The organism is Pseudomonas sp. 13B_2.1_Bac1, assembly GCF_025466155.1.
Taxonomy (GTDB): domain Bacteria; phylum Pseudomonadota; class Gammaproteobacteria; order Pseudomonadales; family Pseudomonadaceae; genus Aquipseudomonas; species Aquipseudomonas aylmerensis.
Genome location: NZ_JANLOH010000104.1, coordinates 58,743 through 75,916, shown reverse-complemented (window position 1 = coordinate 75,916; position 17,174 = coordinate 58,743). Strand labels below are relative to the sequence as shown.

Annotated in this window: 17 protein-coding genes; 12 read left to right on the top strand and 5 right to left on the bottom strand. The window is 60.8% G+C overall.

Annotated elements, in window-relative coordinates; all coding sequences use genetic code 11:
* Positions 1-120: 120 nt before the first annotated feature.
* Both NTD80_RS25925 and NTD80_RS25920 read left to right on the top strand, forming a co-directional pair.
* Positions 121-552, top strand: a complete 432-nt coding sequence (locus NTD80_RS25925; RefSeq protein WP_010207768.1) for an OsmC family protein — start codon at positions 121-123, stop codon at positions 550-552.
* 163 nt (positions 553-715) lie between these two features.
* The gene (locus NTD80_RS25920) at positions 716-955 is read left to right on the top strand and encodes a DUF1161 domain-containing protein (protein WP_010207769.1); all 240 of its coding nucleotides are present in this window, start codon (positions 716-718) and stop codon (positions 953-955) included.
* Here the strand turns inward: NTD80_RS25920 and NTD80_RS25915 are convergent, their stop codons facing one another.
* The gene (locus tag NTD80_RS25915; RefSeq protein WP_262135446.1) at positions 956-1,378 is read right to left on the bottom strand and encodes a hypothetical protein; all 423 of its coding nucleotides are present in this window, start codon (positions 1,376-1,378) and stop codon (positions 956-958) included.
* Positions 1,379-1,520: 142 nt separating this feature from the next.
* Here NTD80_RS25915 and NTD80_RS25910 point away from each other — a divergent pair, with 142 nt between their 5' ends.
* Positions 1,521-2,630, top strand: a complete 1,110-nt coding sequence (locus NTD80_RS25910; protein WP_262135445.1) for an aminopeptidase — start codon at positions 1,521-1,523, stop codon at positions 2,628-2,630.
* A 41-nt stretch (positions 2,631-2,671) separates the two neighbouring features.
* Here the strand turns inward: NTD80_RS25910 and NTD80_RS25905 are convergent, their stop codons facing one another.
* Both NTD80_RS25905 and NTD80_RS25900 read right to left on the bottom strand, forming a co-directional pair.
* Complete coding sequence (locus NTD80_RS25905; RefSeq protein ID WP_106805549.1) at positions 2,672-3,331, bottom strand: HAD family hydrolase; 660 nt, start codon at positions 3,329-3,331, stop codon at positions 2,672-2,674.
* Complete coding sequence (locus NTD80_RS25900; protein ID WP_262135444.1) at positions 3,328-3,870, bottom strand: gamma carbonic anhydrase family protein; 543 nt, start codon at positions 3,868-3,870, stop codon at positions 3,328-3,330. Before NTD80_RS25900 ends, NTD80_RS25905 begins: the two co-directional genes overlap by 4 nt.
* A 102-nt stretch (positions 3,871-3,972) precedes the next feature.
* On the opposite strand from NTD80_RS25900, the gene prlC reads away from it, so the two are divergent.
* Both prlC and NTD80_RS25890 read left to right on the top strand, forming a co-directional pair.
* On the top strand, positions 3,973-6,024 hold the full coding sequence (gene prlC / locus NTD80_RS25895) for an oligopeptidase A (protein ID WP_065902758.1): 2,052 nt from the start codon (positions 3,973-3,975) through the stop codon (positions 6,022-6,024).
* The gene (locus tag NTD80_RS25890; protein WP_262135442.1) at positions 6,021-6,293 is read left to right on the top strand and encodes a YheV family putative zinc ribbon protein; all 273 of its coding nucleotides are present in this window, start codon (positions 6,021-6,023) and stop codon (positions 6,291-6,293) included. The genes prlC and NTD80_RS25890 overlap by 4 nt, the downstream gene beginning before the upstream one ends.
* Before the next feature lie 88 nt (positions 6,294-6,381).
* On the opposite strand, the gene NTD80_RS25885 is transcribed toward NTD80_RS25890, so the two are convergent.
* On the bottom strand, positions 6,382-7,038 hold the full coding sequence (locus tag NTD80_RS25885) for a dual specificity protein phosphatase family protein (protein ID WP_262135441.1): 657 nt from the start codon (positions 7,036-7,038) through the stop codon (positions 6,382-6,384).
* 273 nt (positions 7,039-7,311) lie between these two features.
* Between NTD80_RS25885 and NTD80_RS25880 the strand changes: the two genes are divergently transcribed.
* The 6 genes from NTD80_RS25880 (at position 7,312) to NTD80_RS25855 (ending at position 14,894) form a co-directional block, all read left to right on the top strand.
* Positions 7,312-8,064 (top strand): gluconate 2-dehydrogenase subunit 3 family protein, encoded by a 753-nt coding sequence (locus tag NTD80_RS25880; protein ID WP_262135440.1) that lies wholly within the window; start codon positions 7,312-7,314, stop codon positions 8,062-8,064.
* Between the two features lie 2 nt (positions 8,065-8,066).
* Positions 8,067-9,851, top strand: a complete 1,785-nt coding sequence (locus NTD80_RS25875; RefSeq protein WP_106805545.1) for a GMC family oxidoreductase — start codon at positions 8,067-8,069, stop codon at positions 9,849-9,851.
* 12 nt (positions 9,852-9,863) lie between these two features.
* Positions 9,864-11,162 (top strand): cytochrome c, encoded by a 1,299-nt coding sequence (locus NTD80_RS25870; RefSeq protein ID WP_262135439.1) that lies wholly within the window; start codon positions 9,864-9,866, stop codon positions 11,160-11,162.
* Positions 11,163-11,243: 81 nt separating this feature from the next.
* Positions 11,244-12,302, top strand: a complete 1,059-nt coding sequence (locus NTD80_RS25865; protein WP_262135438.1) for a PA0069 family radical SAM protein — start codon at positions 11,244-11,246, stop codon at positions 12,300-12,302.
* Between the two features lie 227 nt (positions 12,303-12,529).
* A complete protein-coding gene (locus tag NTD80_RS25860) occupies positions 12,530-13,261 on the top strand; it encodes a carbonic anhydrase (protein WP_065902773.1) in 732 nt (243 codons plus the stop codon).
* Positions 13,262-13,346: 85 nt separating this feature from the next.
* Positions 13,347-14,894 (top strand): SulP family inorganic anion transporter, encoded by a 1,548-nt coding sequence (locus tag NTD80_RS25855; protein WP_262135437.1) that lies wholly within the window; start codon positions 13,347-13,349, stop codon positions 14,892-14,894.
* Between the two features lie 131 nt (positions 14,895-15,025).
* Here the strand turns inward: NTD80_RS25855 and NTD80_RS25850 are convergent, their stop codons facing one another.
* Complete coding sequence (locus tag NTD80_RS25850; RefSeq protein WP_065902777.1) at positions 15,026-15,673, bottom strand: hypothetical protein; 648 nt, start codon at positions 15,671-15,673, stop codon at positions 15,026-15,028.
* Positions 15,674-16,040: 367 nt separating this feature from the next.
* On the opposite strand from NTD80_RS25850, the gene coxB reads away from it, so the two are divergent.
* Positions 16,041-17,168 carry a cytochrome c oxidase subunit II gene (coxB, locus tag NTD80_RS25845; RefSeq protein ID WP_106805541.1) on the top strand — a complete coding sequence of 376 codons (1,128 nt, stop codon included), beginning with the start codon at positions 16,041-16,043 and terminating at the stop codon, positions 17,166-17,168.
* Positions 17,169-17,174 lie beyond the last annotated feature (6 nt).

Genomic DNA, 17,174 nt, shown 5'->3' with positions numbered 1-17,174 from the left:
ATTCAATAGCTGACCCGAAATTTCCTACTTAATCGCTTGGTTTTTCTTACAAGTGAACTTTGCCAAAGCTTCTATCCTCAGAACCTTACTGACGCAAAACCACCGTTCGAGGAGAAAGCTATGAGTATTGTTAAAAAGGCATCCGCGCATTGGGAAGGTGATCTGAAGACTGGCCTGGGTTCCATTTCCACCGAAACCGGCGTGCTGCGCGAAGCCCCCTACGGCTTCAAGGCGCGTTTCGAAGGCGGTAAAGGCACCAACCCTGAAGAACTGATCGGTGCGGCGCACGCCGGGTGTTTCTCGATGGCGTTTTCGATGATTCTCGGTGATGCCGGCCTCAAGGCTGACAGCATCGACACCCAGGCTGAAGTGACCCTGGACCAGGTCGATGGCGGCTTTGCGATCACTGCTGTGCACTTGATCCTCAAGGCCAAGATTCCAGGCGCGAGCCAGGCGCAGTTCGATGAACTGAGCAAGAAAGCCAAGGAAGGGTGCCCGGTATCGAAAGTGCTGAATGCGAAAATTAGCCTGGATGCCACCCTCGTAAACTGACACCGCTACCTGTAGGTCGCCGGCAAGCCGGCGCCTGCAGTTGTTTCTGGGCGGCGCCAAAACATCTGCGTTAAATCAGAACTCGTGTTTCACCGATGTGGTCCTATAGCCTATGCAGCCTTAGACGCACACCCGTGCGCAATGCATTCAGGGAGCTTCACACATGAAACGTTTTGCCTTGGCGATCATCTGCGGTGTGTTGGCCACTTCGGCCGTGGCCGCGCCAAAAGACTGCGAAGAGCTCAGGAAAGAGATTGAGGTCAAGATCCAGGCGAACGCCGTTCCGTCCTACACCCTGGAAATTGTCAGCAAGGAAGAAGCCGACAAGCACGACTCCGCCATGGTCGTCGGCAGCTGTGAGAACGGCACTAAAGCCATCGTCTACCAGAAAAACAACGACTGATCAGAGGCAGTTGACGCTGCGCTCTTCGGCCAGCAATTGGCGGGCGGCGTTGTACAGGCGGATATTCGGCGTGTAGGCCAATGAGCGCCCTTCCAGGCTATAACGTTGGCCGGCTTCGAAATGGTCGTACTGCAAGGTAATGAAGCACGTCCGATCTGTCGTTTGTCCAAACCCGCTGAAACTGCCGCCGGTCGGCACCTCGAAATCAAAGCGCACCATCAACTCATGACTGCCGGGCGGGACCTGGAAGTAGCGCCCGTCGGGGAGGTTCTTGCCGTCCAGGCGCTGGGCCATCACCAGTTTGGCACCCGGTGTCGGGGTGGCGAAATCGATCCAGGCCTGGTGCGGGTCAACCGGCGGGATGGGGGTGTAAGCACACGCACTCAGGAGCAGCGCGGTGACGGGGAGCAAGAGCTGACGCATGGCAGGCACTCATCGCAGGGAAAGAATTGAGCCTGGCGCGCACGGCAACAGACTCGCTATGAGTATAAACACGTCACGCCATGGAAAAATTCCGTACAGGCAGGATAGTCTGGCGAGCAAATCAGCCAGGAGCGGTCGGGGCATGGTCAGGCGTTTTCTTGCAGGGGCGGTGGTTGTGTTGCTCAGCGGCTGTTCCAGCCTCAGTTATTACAGCCAGTTGGCCAGCGGACAATGGCAATTGTTGCGTGCCCGCGAGCCGGTGGCCGAGGTCATCGCCGACCCGTCCCGCCCACAGCCACTGCGTGAGCACCTGGTGCAATCGCAAAAAGCGCGGACATTCGCCAGCGAGCACCTGCACCTTCCTGACAACCAGAGTTACCGTTTGTACGCCGATATTGGCCGGCCTTACGTGGTCTGGAATGTTTTTGCCACGCAGGAATTTTCCCTGTCGCCTGAAAAACACTGTTTCCCCATTGCCGGTTGCGTGGCCTATCGCGGCTACTACAACCAAGGCGCGGCGCGCGGTGAGGCGGCGTTGTTGAAGCAACAGGGTATGGATGTCTCGATCGGTGGCGTCGAGGCCTATTCCACCCTGGGGTGGTTCAACGACCCGATCATGAATTCGATGATGAACTGGGGTGACGAGCGCCTGGCCACGCTGATCTTCCACGAGTTGGCGCACCAGCGTTTCTATGTGAAGGATGACACCGAGTTCAACGAGTCATTCGCCAATTTCGTCGAGCAGGAAGGCACCCGCCAATGGCGCGCGGCACGGGGCCTGGCGCCCCTCAGCGACTCGGCGGTGGCGCAGCGTGACCAATTCACCCGGCTGATCCTCGAGACCCGTCAACGCCTGGAAAAACTCTATGCGCAGCCCCTGTCTGGCGAGGTGATGCGCCAGGCCAAGGCGGCGGAATTCGAGCGTTTGCGCAGTGATTATCGGCAACTGCGTGATAGCCAGTGGGGCGGCGACAAGCGTTATGACGTGTGGATCAACCAGCCGATGAACAATGCGCGGTTGCTGCCGTTTGGGCTGTATGACCAATGGGTGCCGGCGTTTGCGGCGTTGTTTGCGCAGCAGGGCGGGGATTGGCTGAAGTTTTATGCAGCGGTCGAGCAACTGGGGCGGTTGCCGCAGGCGCAGCGCAAGGCGGCGTTGAGGCAGTTGGAGGGTACGGGGCCATCAGGGCCTCTCGCAGGCAAGCCAGCTCCCACAGAGGGATCCGGGTATGACTCGGGGCCGCGGGTGTAAGAAGATCAAATGTGGGAGCTGGCTTGCCTGCGAAGGCGGTCTCAAGCGCGCGGCAAAAATGCCTGGTGCATCTCGGCCAGCGTTTCGAAATGCCAGGTCGGCGCCTCGGCATTCAACTCTGCAAAACTGCCAAATCCATAGCCGACCGCCGCCGAATCCAGACCATTGCTACGGGCGCCGATCAGGTCATGCTTGCGGTCGCCAATCATCAGGGTGGTCGAAGGATCAAGGCCTTCCTCGCTGATCAAGTGCGCAATCAGCTCAACCTTGTTGGTCCGCGTCCCATCCAGCTCGCTGCCGTAGATCACCTTGAAGTGCTTGGCGAAGTCGAAATGCCGAGCGATCTCGCGGGCAAACACCCAAGGCTTGGAGGTTGCTACATAGAGCTGGCGACCCTGGTTGCCCAAGTCTTCCAGCAGTGGCATCACGCCGTCGAACACGCGGTTTTCATACAGGCCGGTGACCTTGAAGCGCTCACGGTAGAAATTCACCGCCTCCCAGGCCTTGGCCTCGTCGAAGCCATAAAACTGCATGAACGCCTGCAACAGCGGCGGGCCGATGAAGTGTTCGAGCTTGGTCAGGTCCGGCTCATCGATCCCCAGCTTGCCGAGGGCGTACTGGATCGAACGGGTGATGCCCTCGCGCGGATCGGTGAGGGTGCCATCCAGGTCGAACAGGACGGTTGAGTAGTTGAGGGTCATTGATCGAATCCTTGCGCCAGGTGCAGGTCTTTGAGCTTCACGTAGTTCGCGGCGCTGTAGGTGAAAAAGGCACGCTCCTTGTCAGTCAGCGCGCGGATTTGTTTAACCGGGCTACCCACGTACAAAAAGCCACTGTCGAGTTTCTTGCCAGGCGGCACCAGGCTGCCGGCGCCGATAATCACGTCGTCCTCCACCACGACGCCGTCCATCACGATGCTGCCCATGCCGATCAACACCCGGTTGCCGACGCTGCAACCATGCAGCATGACTTTGTGGGCGACGGTCACGTCATCGCCGATCAGCAGCGGGAAGCCGTCAGGATTGAAGGGCCCGGCGTGGGTAATGTGCAGCACGCAGCCATCCTGCACGCTGGTGCGCGCGCCGATACGGATGCGGTGCATGTCGCCGCGAATCACGGTCAGCGGCCAGACTGAGCTGTCGGTGCCGATTTCGACATCGCCGATCACCACCGCCGAAATATCGACAAAAGCCCCGGCGCCCAGGGTTGGCGTGTGGTTCTGATAGGTGCGAAGGGTCACGATAGCCTCTCTCTTATGTGCTGATAGCTGCGGTGGGCGTTGATTGTAATTAAGATGGCCCCATCTTTGTTCTTACATGTTTCTTCAGCCAAGGTGCCAACCGTGAGCGCGAACAACCCTCTTCTGCAGTCCTACGACCTGCCGCCGTTCTCGGCGATCCGTGCCGAGCACGTGCAGCCGGCCATCGAACAGATCCTCGCCGACAACCGTGTCGCCATCGAAGGCATCCTGCAAAGCCAGGGTAAAAATCCGACATGGGCAGGCCTGGTGCTGGCCATGGACGAACTGAACGACCGCCTGGGCGCCGCCTGGAGCCCGGTCAGCCACCTCAACGCCGTGTGCAACAGCGCCGAACTGCGCGAAGCCTACGAGGCTTGCCTGCCGGCGTTGAGCGCCTATTCCACCGAGATGGGCCAGAACCGCGAACTGTTCCAGGCCTTCGAAGCCCTGGCCAACAGCCCGGAGGCTGCCGGTTTCGACGTGGCGCAAAAAACCATCCTGGAACATTCCCTGCGCGACTTCCGCCTGTCGGGTATCGATCTGCCGCCTGAGCAGCAAAAGCGCTACGCTGAAGTGCAGAGCAAGCTGTCCGAGTTGGGCAGCAAGTTTTCCAACCAGCTGCTGGACGCCACCCAGGCCTGGACCAAGCACGTTACCGATGAAGCCACCCTCGCCGGCCTGACCGATTCGGCCAAGGCGCAGATGGCTGCCGCCGCCCAGGCCAAAGGCCTGGATGGCTGGCTGATCACCCTGGAGTTCCCGAGCTACTACGCGGTGATGACCTACGCCCAGGAGCGCGCCCTGCGTGAAGAAGTCTACGCGGCGTACTGCACCCGTGCGTCGGACCAAGGCCCGAACGCTGGTCAGAATGATAACGGCCCGGTGATGGAACAGATCCTCGACCTGCGTCAGGAACTGGCCAAGCTGCTCGGCTACGCCTCGTTCTCCGAGCTGAGCCTGGCGACCAAAATGGCTGAGTCCAGCGACCAGGTGTTGACCTTCCTGCGTGACCTGGCCAAGCGCAGCAAGCCGTTTGCCGCCCAGGATCTGCAGCAGCTTCGGGCCTACGCCGCCGAACAAGGCTGCGCCGACCTGCAAAGCTGGGACAGCGGTTTCTACGGCGAAAAACTTCGCGAGCAGCGCTACAGCGTGTCGCAAGAAGCCCTGCGCGCCTATTTCCCGATCGACAAAGTGCTCGGTGGCCTGTTTGCCATCGTGCAGCGCCTGTACGGCATCGAGATTGCCGAGCAGAAAGGCTTCGACACCTGGCACCCGGATGTCCGCCTGTTTGAAATCAAGGAAAACGGCCAGCATGTCGGCCGCTTCTTCTTCGACCTGTACGCCCGCGCCAACAAGCGTGGCGGTGCCTGGATGGACGGCGCGCGCGATCGTCGTCGCACCCTCGATGGCGTGCTGCAAAGCCCGGTCGCCAACCTGGTGTGCAATTTCACCCCGGCCGATAGCGGCAAGCCTGCCCTGTTGACCCACGATGAAGTGACCACCCTGTTCCACGAATTCGGCCACGGCCTGCACCACCTGCTGACCCGCGTCGAACATGCCGGCGTGTCCGGTATCAACGGCGTGGCTTGGGATGCGGTGGAATTGCCGAGCCAATTCATGGAGAACTGGTGCTGGGAGCCGGAAGGCCTCGCACTGATCTCCGGCCACTATGAAACCGGCGAGCCGCTGCCCCAGGACCTGCTGGAAAAAATGCTCGCGGCAAAAAACTTCCAGTCCGGCCTGATGATGGTGCGCCAGCTGGAGTTCTCGCTGTTCGACTTCGAACTGCATGCCACTCACGGCGACGGCCGCAGCGTGGCGCAAGTGCTCGAAGGCGTGCGTGACGAGGTGTCGGTGATGCGTCCGCCCGCCTACAACCGCTTCCCGAACAGCTTTGCGCACATCTTCGCCGGCGGTTATGCGGCGGGTTACTACAGCTATAAATGGGCCGAAGTGCTGTCGGCGGATGCCTTTTCCAAGTTCGAGGAAGACGGCGTGCTCAATGCCGAGACCGGCCGCGCATTCCGCGAGGCGATCCTCGCCCGTGGCGGCTCGCAGGCGCCGATGGTGCTGTTCGTCGACTTCCGCGGACGGGCGCCGTCGATTGACGCACTCTTGCGCCACAGCGGCCTGAGTGAGGACGCGGCAGCATGAGTGAAGGGCCTGTGATTACCAAAAAGCAATTTATCGCCGGGGCGGTCTGCCCGGCGTGCAGCGAGCCGGACAAGCTCAAGATGTGGACTGAAGACAACGTGCCGCACCGCGAGTGTGTGGCCTGCGGGTATACCGATACGCTGAATGACCAGGGGTTGTCGGTGCCCAAGGAGTTGGGTACGCGGGTCAACACCTCGGCGTTGAAAGCGTCGGATCCAAAGGTGCAGGCGGTGCAGTTCTTTCCGAATCCCAAGCTGAAAAAAGACTGAAGCCTGCTTCCTGGCGGCGTTGGCTAGCCTGCGATAGCCCCAACGCGGTGTGACTGAAACACCGCGTACTTGCTTCGCAGGCAGGCTCCTACAGTTGCTCTTCAGTCTTGTTCGTTGTCGAAATCCAATCCTTCATCGAGCACAGTGCAAACGCACTGGTGCTGCAATCACCATTCGCCAAGGCCGTGCGCAACTTGTCGACATCCGCCTGGATCATGTAGCGAACACCGTCCTTGAAGCCACTGCTGCCGCCGAAACCACCCGAGGTCATCTCGTTCAGCGCGTCTTCCTTGCTCCATCCCTGGATCACCACGCGATACATCGCCGCCATCAGGCCGGTGCGGTCTGAGCCATGCTTGCAATGCATCAGCACCGGGCCGTTGGCCTCGGCAGCCTGAATGGCCCTCAGCGCAGTGAGAACGTCGGCGTCATCGACATGGTTGGTGCGGTAGGTCAGTTGCACCTGCTTGATATCAGCGTTCTTCAGCCAGGCGGAATCGGATTCCGGCAGGAAGTTGATCACCGTACCGATCTTCAGGTTTTTCAAGACCGGCAGCGCATTGCTGTCCGGCAGCGCGCTGCGATAGAGCGTGGGCGTCATCTGGTGCAGGTTGAATTGATTGCCCACGGGTTGGGCCCACTCCGGGGAGCGCAGCGATGTAGTCTCGTCCGCTCGGGCTTGGGCGATGGCGAGCAGCGCCATACAGGCCAGGCCGAGCGCCGGCAGCAATCGAATCTTGAACATGGGTGAGTGACCGAACAGGGCGTTGATTGATGAGCCTTAGCGTCGCTTGCCGGCGGTCAACGGCGCGTGAGGGGCTCGTCAAAGAATCGTGATTGAAGCGCCGGATCGGCTGTTTTTCTCGCTGAATCGATTCTTCAAATCCTTAGCCTGCTATCATTTGTAACTATTGATTGCCAATGTGTTCTATCCCTTTGGATCCCATTTCCTGGCAAGCCTTCACGCTGCTCCCAGAAGCGGCTGATAAAACCCGTGACCACATGATGAGGTGCACCCATGTCTGATCAAGATCAAGACAACCCCCGGCGTGACTTTCTGCGCAAATCCTTGACCTTGATCCCGGTGGTCACGGTTGCCAGTACCGGCCTTGGCGGTTCGATACTGATGGCCACGCCCGAGCCTGCCCAGGCTGCGCCGGCCAAGCCTGCGGCCAGCGACAAGGCCTATGAACCGAGCTATTTCAGCGCCGAAGAGTGGGCGTTTCTCAACGCTGCCGTCGCCCGCCTGATCCCTGCCGACGCCCAAGGCCCCGGTGCGCTGGAAGCCGGCGCGCCGGAGTACATCGACCGCCAGATGAACACGCCCTACGCCAGCGGCGCACTGTGGTTCATGCAAGGCCCATTCAATGCCGATGCCGCGCCCGAGATGGGCTGGCAGAGCAAGCTGGTGCCCAAGGAGATCTATCGCCTGGGCATCGCTGCCACGGATGCCTGGTCGAAGGCGTTCAACGGTAAGGCTTTTGCTGCGCAAGACAGCGCTACCCAGGACGATATGTTGCGGCGCCTGGAAGCCGGTGGCAGTGAAGTCAGCGCGCATTTCGACACAGTGCCGGCGAAGATGTTTTTCAATTTGCTGCTGCAAAATACCAAGGAAGGGTTCTTCTGCGACCCGATTCACGGCGGCAACAAAGGCATGGTCGGCTGGACCATGATCGGCTTCCCCGGCGCCCGCGCCGATTTCATGGATTGGGTGGAACGCAACGAGCAATACCCCTTCCCGGCTGTTTCCATCCGCGGCGAGAGGGCATAAACGTGGCGACCATCATGAAGAAAGTGGATGCAGTGATCGTGGGTTTCGGCTGGACCGGCGCGATCATGGCCAAGGAGCTGACGGAAGCCGGCCTCAACGTGGTAGCGCTGGAGCGCGGCCCGATGCAGGACACTTACCCGGACGGCAACTATCCGCAGGTCATCGACGAATTGACCTACAGCGTGCGTAAAAAACTCTTCCAGGACATCTCCAAGGAGACCGTGACCATTCGCCATAGCGTGAATGATGTCGCCCTGCCCAACCGCCAATTGGGCGCGTTCTTGCCCGGCAACGGCGTGGGCGGCGCGGGCCTGCACTGGTCGGGGGTGCACTTTCGCGTCGACCCGATCGAGTTGCGCATGCGCAGTCACTATGAAGAGCGCTACGGCAAGAACTTCATTCCCAAGGACATGACTATCCAGGACTTCGGCGTCAGTTACGAAGAGCTGGAGCCGTTTTTCGACTATGCGGAGAAAGTCTTCGGCACCTCAGGCCAGGCCTGGACCGTGAAAGGTCAGCTCGTAGGCGAAGGCCGTGGCGGCAACCCGTATGCGCCGGATCGCTCCAACCCGTTCCCGTTGGAAGCGCAGAAAAACACCGTCTCCGCACAGCTGTTTCAGAAAGCGGCGGCCGAAGTCGGCTACAAACCCTACAACCTGCCGTCGGCCAATACCTCGGGGCCGTACACCAACCCCTACGGCGCGCAGATGGGCCCGTGCAACTTCTGCGGTTTCTGCAGCGGCTATGTCTGCTACATGTATTCCAAGGCCTCGCCGAACGTGAACATCCTGCCGGCGCTGCGCCAGGTGCCGAACTTTGAGCTGCGGCCAAATTCCCACGTGCTCAAGGTCAATCTCGACAGCACCAAGAGCAAGGCCACGGGCGTGACCTACATCGACGGCCAGGGTCGCGAATGCGAGCAACCGGCGGACCTGGTGATCATCGGCTCCTTCCAGTTCAACAATGTGCGCCTGATGTTGCTTTCGGGTATCGGCAAGCCTTACGACCCGATTACCAACGAGGGTGTGGTGGGCAGGAACTTTGCCTACCAGAACATGGGCACGATCAAGGCGTTCTTCGACAAGGACACCCACACCAACAACTTCATCGGCGCGGGCGGCAATGGCGTGGCCATCGATGACTTCAACGCCGATAACTTCGACCACGGGCCCCACGGCTTTGTGGGCGGCTCGCCGATGTGGGTCAACCAGGCTGGCAGCCGGCCGATTGCCGGTACGTCCAACCCGCCGGGCACCCCGGCCTGGGGTAGTGCCTGGAAACGCGCTACCGCCGATTACTACACCCACCAGGTGTCGATGGACTCCCACGGCGCGCATCAATCCTACCGGGGCAACTACCTGGATCTGGACCCGGTGTATCGCGATGCCTACGGCTTGCCATTGCTGCGGATGACGTTCGACTGGCAGGAAAACGACATCAAGATGAACCGCTTCATGATGGAAAAGATGGGCAAGGTCGCTCAGGCAATGAACCCCAAGGCAATTGCCGTGCTCGGCAAAAAGGTCGGTGAGCACTTCAACACCGCCTCTTACCAGACCACCCACCTCAATGGTGGCGCGATCATGGGCACCGATCCGAAAACCAGTGCGTTGAACCGCTACCTGCAATCCTGGGATGTACACAACGTGTTTGTCCCAGGCGCGTCCGCCTTCCCACAAGGGTTGGGCTACAACCCTACCGGCCTGGTCGCTGCCCTGACCTATTGGTCGGCGCGGGCGATCCGCGAGCAGTACCTGAAAAACCCCGGCCCACTGGTTCAGGCATAAGGAGCGATGACCATGAAAGCACTCGTTATCGCCTCCCTGGCGCTGTTCAGCAGTTGTTCGATCAGCGCCGCTGAAACCGACCTGGTCAAGCAGGGTGAATACCTGGCCCGCGCCGGTGACTGCGTGGCCTGCCATACCGCCAAAGGCGGCAAGCCATTCGCTGGCGGCCTGCCGATGGAGACCCCGATCGGGGTGATCTATTCCACCAACATCACCCCGGACAAGACCGGCCTGGGTGACTACAGCTTTGAGGACTTCGACAAGGCCGTGCGCCATGGCGTCGCCAAGAGCGGTAGTACGCTTTACCCGGCAATGCCATATCCGTCCTATGCGCGCGTCAGCGAAAGCGATATGCAGGCGTTGTATGCGTACTTCATGAAGGGCGTCGAGCCGGTCGCGCAGGAGAACAAGGACAGCGATATTCCGTGGCCCCTGAGCATGCGCTGGCCGTTGGCGGCGTGGCGCTGGATGTTCGCCCCCGAGGTGGCGGACTACCAGGCAGCGGCGGGTGGCGACCCGGTGATCAGCCGCGGTGCCTACTTGGTTGAAGGCCTCGGCCACTGCGGCGCGTGCCATACGCCACGGGCGCTGACCATGCAGGAAAAAGCCCTGAGTGCGACTGACGGCAATGCATTCCTGTCCGGCAGCGCGCCGCTGGAAGGCTGGATCGCCAAGAGCCTGCGCGGCGACCACAAGGACGGCCTCGGCAGTTGGAGCGAGGAGCAACTGGTGCAATTTCTCAAGACCGGTCGCAGTGATCGCAGCGCGGTGTTTGGCGGCATGAGCGACGTGGTCGTGCACAGCATGCAATACATGTCGCAGGACGACCTGACCGCTATCGCTCGCTACCTCAAGAGCCTGCCGGCGGTGGACCCCAAGGATCAGCCGCACGCCTACGACAAGCAGGTGGCCGAGGCCTTGTGGAAGGGGGATGACAGCAAGCCGGGCGCGTCGGTGTATATCGACAACTGCGCGGCCTGCCACCGGACCGACGGCCATGGCTACACGCGGGTGTTCCCGGCGCTGGCGGGCAACCCGGTGGTGCAGACGGCGGATGCCACGTCCTTGATCAACATCGTGTTGAACGGCGGCACCTTGCCGGCGACGCACACGGCACCGTCGACCTTCACCATGCCGGCCTTCGCCTGGCGTCTGTCGGACCAGGAAGTGGCGGATGTGGTCAGTTTCGTTCGCGGCAGCTGGGGCAACAAGGGCGCGCCGGTCAAGGCCAGCGACGTGGCGGACCTGCGCAAGAGTGATATGCGCACGACCTCGGGCGATGACCTGGGCCAAGTGACGCAAAAGCACTGATCCTGCCCTGACCGCCAGACGGCACTGGTCAGGAACCTCGCGCCTCGATACTGTATATAAAAACAGTATCGAGGCGCTTTCATGTCTACTCCGCTGCCGCCCCGGGGTCGGGGCACGGCCACCAACCTGCACAACCGCTTTGCGCCGACCGTCAGCGTGGTCGAGGACGACGGCTGGTTCCAGGAAGTACCGCCGACCCAGGGCACTGAAGTGCGCATCGAAACGGCCAAGAGCATCATCACCCGCAACAACTCGCCAGACCTGCCGTTCGATCGCTCCATCAACCCGTATCGGGGTTGCGAGCATGGTTGTATCTACTGCTATGCGCGGCCCAGCCATGCTTACTGGGATATGTCGCCAGGGCTGGATTTCGAAACCAGACTGATCGCCAAGACCAATGCCGCCGACGTGCTGGAACAGCAGCTGTCGAAGCCGGGCTACGTGTGTGCGCCGATCAACCTGGGCTCCAATACCGACCCGTACCAGCCCATCGAGCGCGAGTACAGGATCACCCGGCAAACCCTCGAAGTGTTGCTGCGTTATCGGCACCCGGTGACCATCATCACCAAGGGTTCGTTGATCCTGCGGGATCTCGACCTGCTCACCGAGCTGGCCCGGCAGCGCCTGGTTGCCGTGATGATCAGCCTCACCAGCCTGGACGACGAGCTCAAGCGCATCCTGGAGCCGCGTGCGGCGGCGCCCAAGGCGCGGTTGCGGGCGATTCGGGTGATGCGCGAGGCGGGAATCCCGGTCGGCGTGCTGTGTTCGCCGATGATCCCGATGATCAACGACAGCGAGTTGGAAAGCCTGCTCACCGAAGCCCACGCCGCGGGGGCCCAGAGTGCGGCCTACATGATGTTGCGCCTGCCGCTGGAGGTGGCGCCGTTATTTGAGGAGTGGCTGGCGGCGCATTACCCGCAGCGCGCGGCCCATGTGATGAGCCTGGTGCGCCAGGTGCGCGGCGGCGAGGTCTATGACAGCCGTTTCGGCGTGCGCATGCGCGGCGAGGGGCCGTTTGCCGATTTGCTCGCCCAGCGTTTCAGCAAGGCGATCAAGCGCCTGGGGCTTAACCGACGGGAAGGGTTTAATCTGGATTGCACCGCGTTCTGCCCACCGGGCAGGCAGATGGCATTGTTGTAAACTGTAGAGGCGCATCCTGCTTCCTGGTAGGAATAGTCGCGTTTTGACATCACTGAAACCCGCGGTCTAGAGCGGTTCATTCAGTTTGAGTTAAGTTTCGGCGGTTACCTTGTTCAGCGAGTGACTGATGAGTCGCAAGCCGGGTTTTTGGATGTTTACAACTATTCCAGCGGCCCGGCGTCGAACTTGCCTGCAAGCTCCCCCTGCATTAATCAAGAGGATGAATCATGAGTGACAAGGATAAACAGCCGTTGGCTGCGTCGGCTTCTGCCCCTCAGGTGGCGGAATCCGCCGATGCAGCGCTAAAGCACATCGTCGACGGCTTTTTGCATTTCCATCACGACGTCTTCCCCCAGCAGGAAGAACTCTTCAAGAAACTCGCCACGGCCCAGAGCCCACGGGCGATGTTCATTACCTGCGCCGATTCGCGCATCGTGCCGGAGCTGATTACCCAAAGCTCGCCTGGCGACCTGTTCGTGACGCGTAACGTCGGCAACGTAGTGCCGCCCTATGGTCAGATGAACGGGGGTGTTTCCACCGCCATCGAGTACGCCGTGCTCGCCCTGGGCGTGCAGCACATCATTGTGTGCGGGCACTCCGATTGCGGCGCCATGCGCGCGGTACTCAACCCTGAGAGCCTCGAGAAGATGCCCACGGTCAAGGCCTGGCTGCGGCATGCCGAGGTCGCCAAGACCATGGTCCACGACAACTGTGACTGCGCCAATGAAGGCGAGAGCATGAAGGTGCTGACCGAAGAAAACGTCATCGCCCAGTTGCAGCATTTGCGCACCCACCCTTCCGTGGCATCGCGCATGGCCAATGGTCACCTGTTCATCCACGGTTGGATCTACAACATCGAGACCAGCGAAATCCGGGCTTACGACGCGGATCAATCGACGTTCCGACCGTTGGGCGGCGAAGGCCCAATTCCTTCCGCGACGCCTAAAGCGCGCTTCTAACACACTTCCCTGCCGGGTAAAGCGGTGGCTGCCATGGACGCAGCCAGGCTTTGCCGCGCCCGGCGAATGCCTCGGGAGAGTCATCATGCGTGCTGCTCAATTGAAAGCTGTACTGCCACGGGAGCTGCTTGCGTCCGTGGTTGTGTTTCTGGTCGCCCTGCCGTTGTGCATGGGCATTGCGATTGCGTCGGGCATGCCGCCGGCCAAGGGCCTGATCACCGGGATCATCGGTGGCCTGGTGGTGGGTTGGCTGGCAGGTTCGCCGCTGCAGGTCAGCGGTCCGGCGGCGGGCCTGGCGGTATTGGTGTTCGAACTGGTGCGCCAGCACGGCATGCTGATGCTCGGGCCGATCCTGTTACTGGCGGGCTTCCTGCAATTGGTGGCTGGACGGCTGCGCCTGGGCTGCTGGTTTCGTGTCACGGCGCCGGCGGTGGTGTACGGGATGCTGGCGGGGATCGGGGTGCTGATTGTGCTGTCGCAGGTGCATGTGATGCTCGACGGTGCCCCCAAGCCATCGGGGCTGGATAACCTGGCTGGCTTCCCGGCGGCGCTGGTCGAGGCCATTCCGACTGTTGGCGGAGGCCTGGGTTGGCAGGCTGGTTTGCTGGGGCTTTCGACGATGCTGGTGATGTACCTGTGGGACAAGTTCCGCCCGCAAACCCTGCGCTTTGTACCAGGCGCGCTGTTGGGCGTAGGCCTGGCAACGGGTGCCAGCTTGTTGCTGGCGTTACAGGTCAACCGTGTGGAGGTCCCGGAAAACCTCGCCGATGCCATCGACTGGCTGCGTCCCAGCGACCTGCTGAACCTGGCCGATCCACAACTGTTGATCGCTGCGTTCGCCGTGGCGTTTATCGCCAGCGCCGAAACCTTGCTGTCTGCGGCGGCTGTCGACCGCATGCACAGTGGTCAGCGTTCTGATTTTGACAAGGAATTGTCCGCTCAGGGTGTAGGCAACATGCTCTGTGGCCTGGTCGGCGCCCTGCCGATGACCGGTGTGATCGTGCGCAGTTCGGCCAACGTACAGGCGGGCGCCACCACGCGCTTGTCGGCGATGTTCCATGGGCTGTGGCTGCTTGCGTTCGTGCTGTTGCTCTCGTGTGTGCTGCAAAGCATTCCGGTGGCGAGCCTCGCGGGTGTGCTGGTGTACACCGGCATCAAGCTGGTTGACGTCAAGGCGTTCCGGGCGTTGGGACGCTATGGGCGGATGCCGATGTTCACCTATGCGGCGACGGCGCTGGCGATCATCTTTACCGACCTGCTGACCGGCGTACTGGTGGGTTTCGGGCTGACACTGGTGAAGCTGGCCTTGAAGGCGTCGCGCTTGAAAGTCAGCCTGGTCGACCTGCCTCAGGCAGGTGAAATGGAGTTGCGCCTGACCGGTGCGGCGACCTTCCTGAAAGTGCCGATGCTGACCCAGGTGCTGTCGACGGTACCTGCGGGAACCACGGTGCATGTGCCGCTGAGTAATCTGAGTTACATCGACCATTCCTGCCTCGAGCTGCTGGAAGAATGGGGCCGGGCGAATGCCGCCAAGGGCTCGACGCTGGTGATCGAGGCACGTGGGTTGAAGCGCAGGCTGGAAGGCCGGGTGCGTACGACGGTGGGAATCGGTTCGGCGCCTTCTGCTGGCTGACGAAACCGGATCAAAAAAGTGGCAGCGGGCTTGCTCGCGAAGGCGGCGGATCAGTCAAATATTCAGTGACTGGCACGCCGCATTCGCGAGCAAGCCCGCTCCCACATTTTGTTCTGCGTCAGGCTAAAGCGTTACGCCGGCTGTTCCAGCGCCAACTCAACCCCCAACTGGCGCGACAGGCACGGCCAGCGCTTCCATGCAGCTTCTGTGTTGGGGCTCTTGAGGGTTTCGCGATAGGCCTCGACTGACTCCAGCGCAAAGCTCTCCTCGTTGAGCATTTCATCTACCGCCAGGTGCACGGCCTCATCCAGCTGGTTGGCGAATTCTTCGCCGATCAGTTGGTGGGCAATCAGGTTGGCTACGGTGGTGTCGGCCGGAATCAACGGCTGGCCGAAATGCTTGATATACAGATCGTTGACTTCTTCCACCAGGCGATGGGCCAGGTAGGCCTCGTCGAGCAAGCCGTCCAGGCCTTCGTGACCGGCCAGGATCGCCGGCGGTTGCAGGAAGAAATGCTCGGCGATTTTCAGCACCGGTTTGATCTGGCTTTCGATACCGGCTTCGCGGGCCACGTCGTTGGCGGCTTCCAGCAGGTCCGGGACGAGCTCAATGTAGGCGGTGACAAAGCGGGTCATGACAATCTTGCGATCACCGTCAGCCAGGGAAATGGCCGAATGCAGGTGCGGCAATTGTTTTTCCAGTTGCTGGGCAAGCTGGCCAGTGCTGGCTTCGTGTTGATGGGCACGGGAAATCTGCTCGCGCAATGCGGCGGTGTTCATGAAAGCTCCAGTGAAACAGGCGTAGGAAAAGGGAGAGGATAAGGTAGCTCGTTTATACGAGCGCCTAAGACGCATTTGTCATAATTATTTCATGGTTATGCGCGTGCGTTATATCGAATTGCCATCGTTCGTCGGATAAACGATTCCGCCCCCGGTTTTATTGGCTTCGACCAGTCATTTTTGCTCATTTGCCCCTACACATTGCGGGGTTGCAGAGCCTGTCTATACTCGGATTTGTACGCGATTAGCTGATGACGCCAGACTGCATGAGCAGGCAAGGCTAAGCGGTTGTAGGCAGTATGGAAGCCGCTCCCTTCGACGCAGGTGCAAACCGGCGGGATAACAAGAACGATAAGGGGAACCCGCAATGATGCGACATCCACACGTTTGGATGGGCCTCCTGTTGTGGTCGGTATTCGGCCAGGCGCACGCCGCCTGGACAACGAATATGGCGCCAGGGGCGACTGAAGTCAGTCACGCTGTGTTTGACCTGCACATGACCATTTTCTGGATCTGTGTGGTGATCGGCATTGTTGTGTTTGGCGCGATGTTCTGGTCGATGATCGTTCACCGCCGATCCACGGGCCAGGTCGCGGCCAAATTCCACGAGAGCACCACCGTGGAAATTCTCTGGACCGTGGTGCCCTTGCTGATTCTGATCGCGATGGCCATCCCGGCGACCAAGACCCTGATCAATATCTACGACAGCAGTGAATCGGACATCGATATCCAGGTCACCGGCTATCAGTGGAAGTGGCATTACAAATACCTGGGCCAGGACGTGGAGTTCTTCAGCAACCTGGCCACGCCCGCCGAGCAGATCCATAACCAGGCGGTCAAGGGCGAGCATTACCTGTTGGAGGTCGACCAGCCACTGGTGCTGCCGGTGGGCGCCAAGGTGCGTTTCCTGGTGACCGCCGCCGACGTGATCCACTCCTGGTGGGTGCCGGCCTTCGCGGTCAAGCGTGACGCCATCCCCGGCTTCGTCAACGAGGCCTGGACCCGTATCGAGAAGCCCGGCATCTACCGCGGCCAGTGCGCCGAGTTGTGCGGCAAGGATCACGGCTTCATGCCCATCGTGGTCGAGGTCAAGTCCAAGGCGGACTACGACACCTGGCTCGGCGAGCGCAAGGAAGAGGCGGCCAAGCTCAAGGAACTGACATCCAAGGAATGGACGCTGGAAGAGCTGGTGGCGCGCGGCGACAAGGTCTACCACACCACCTGCGTGGCCTGTCACCAGGCCGAAGGCCAGGGCCTGCCACCGATGTTCCCGGCGCTCAAGGGCTCGCCGATTGCCACCGGGCCCAAGGAAGATCACCTGCACCGCGTTTACTTCGGCAAGCCCGGCACCGCCATGGCGGCGTTCGGCAAGCAGCTCTCGGAAGTGGATATCGCCGCGGTGGTGACCTACGAGCGCAATGCCTGGGGCAACAACAAAGGCGACATGGTCACGCCTAAAGACGTGCTGGCCATCAAGCAGGCGGAAAGCAAATGACCTCCT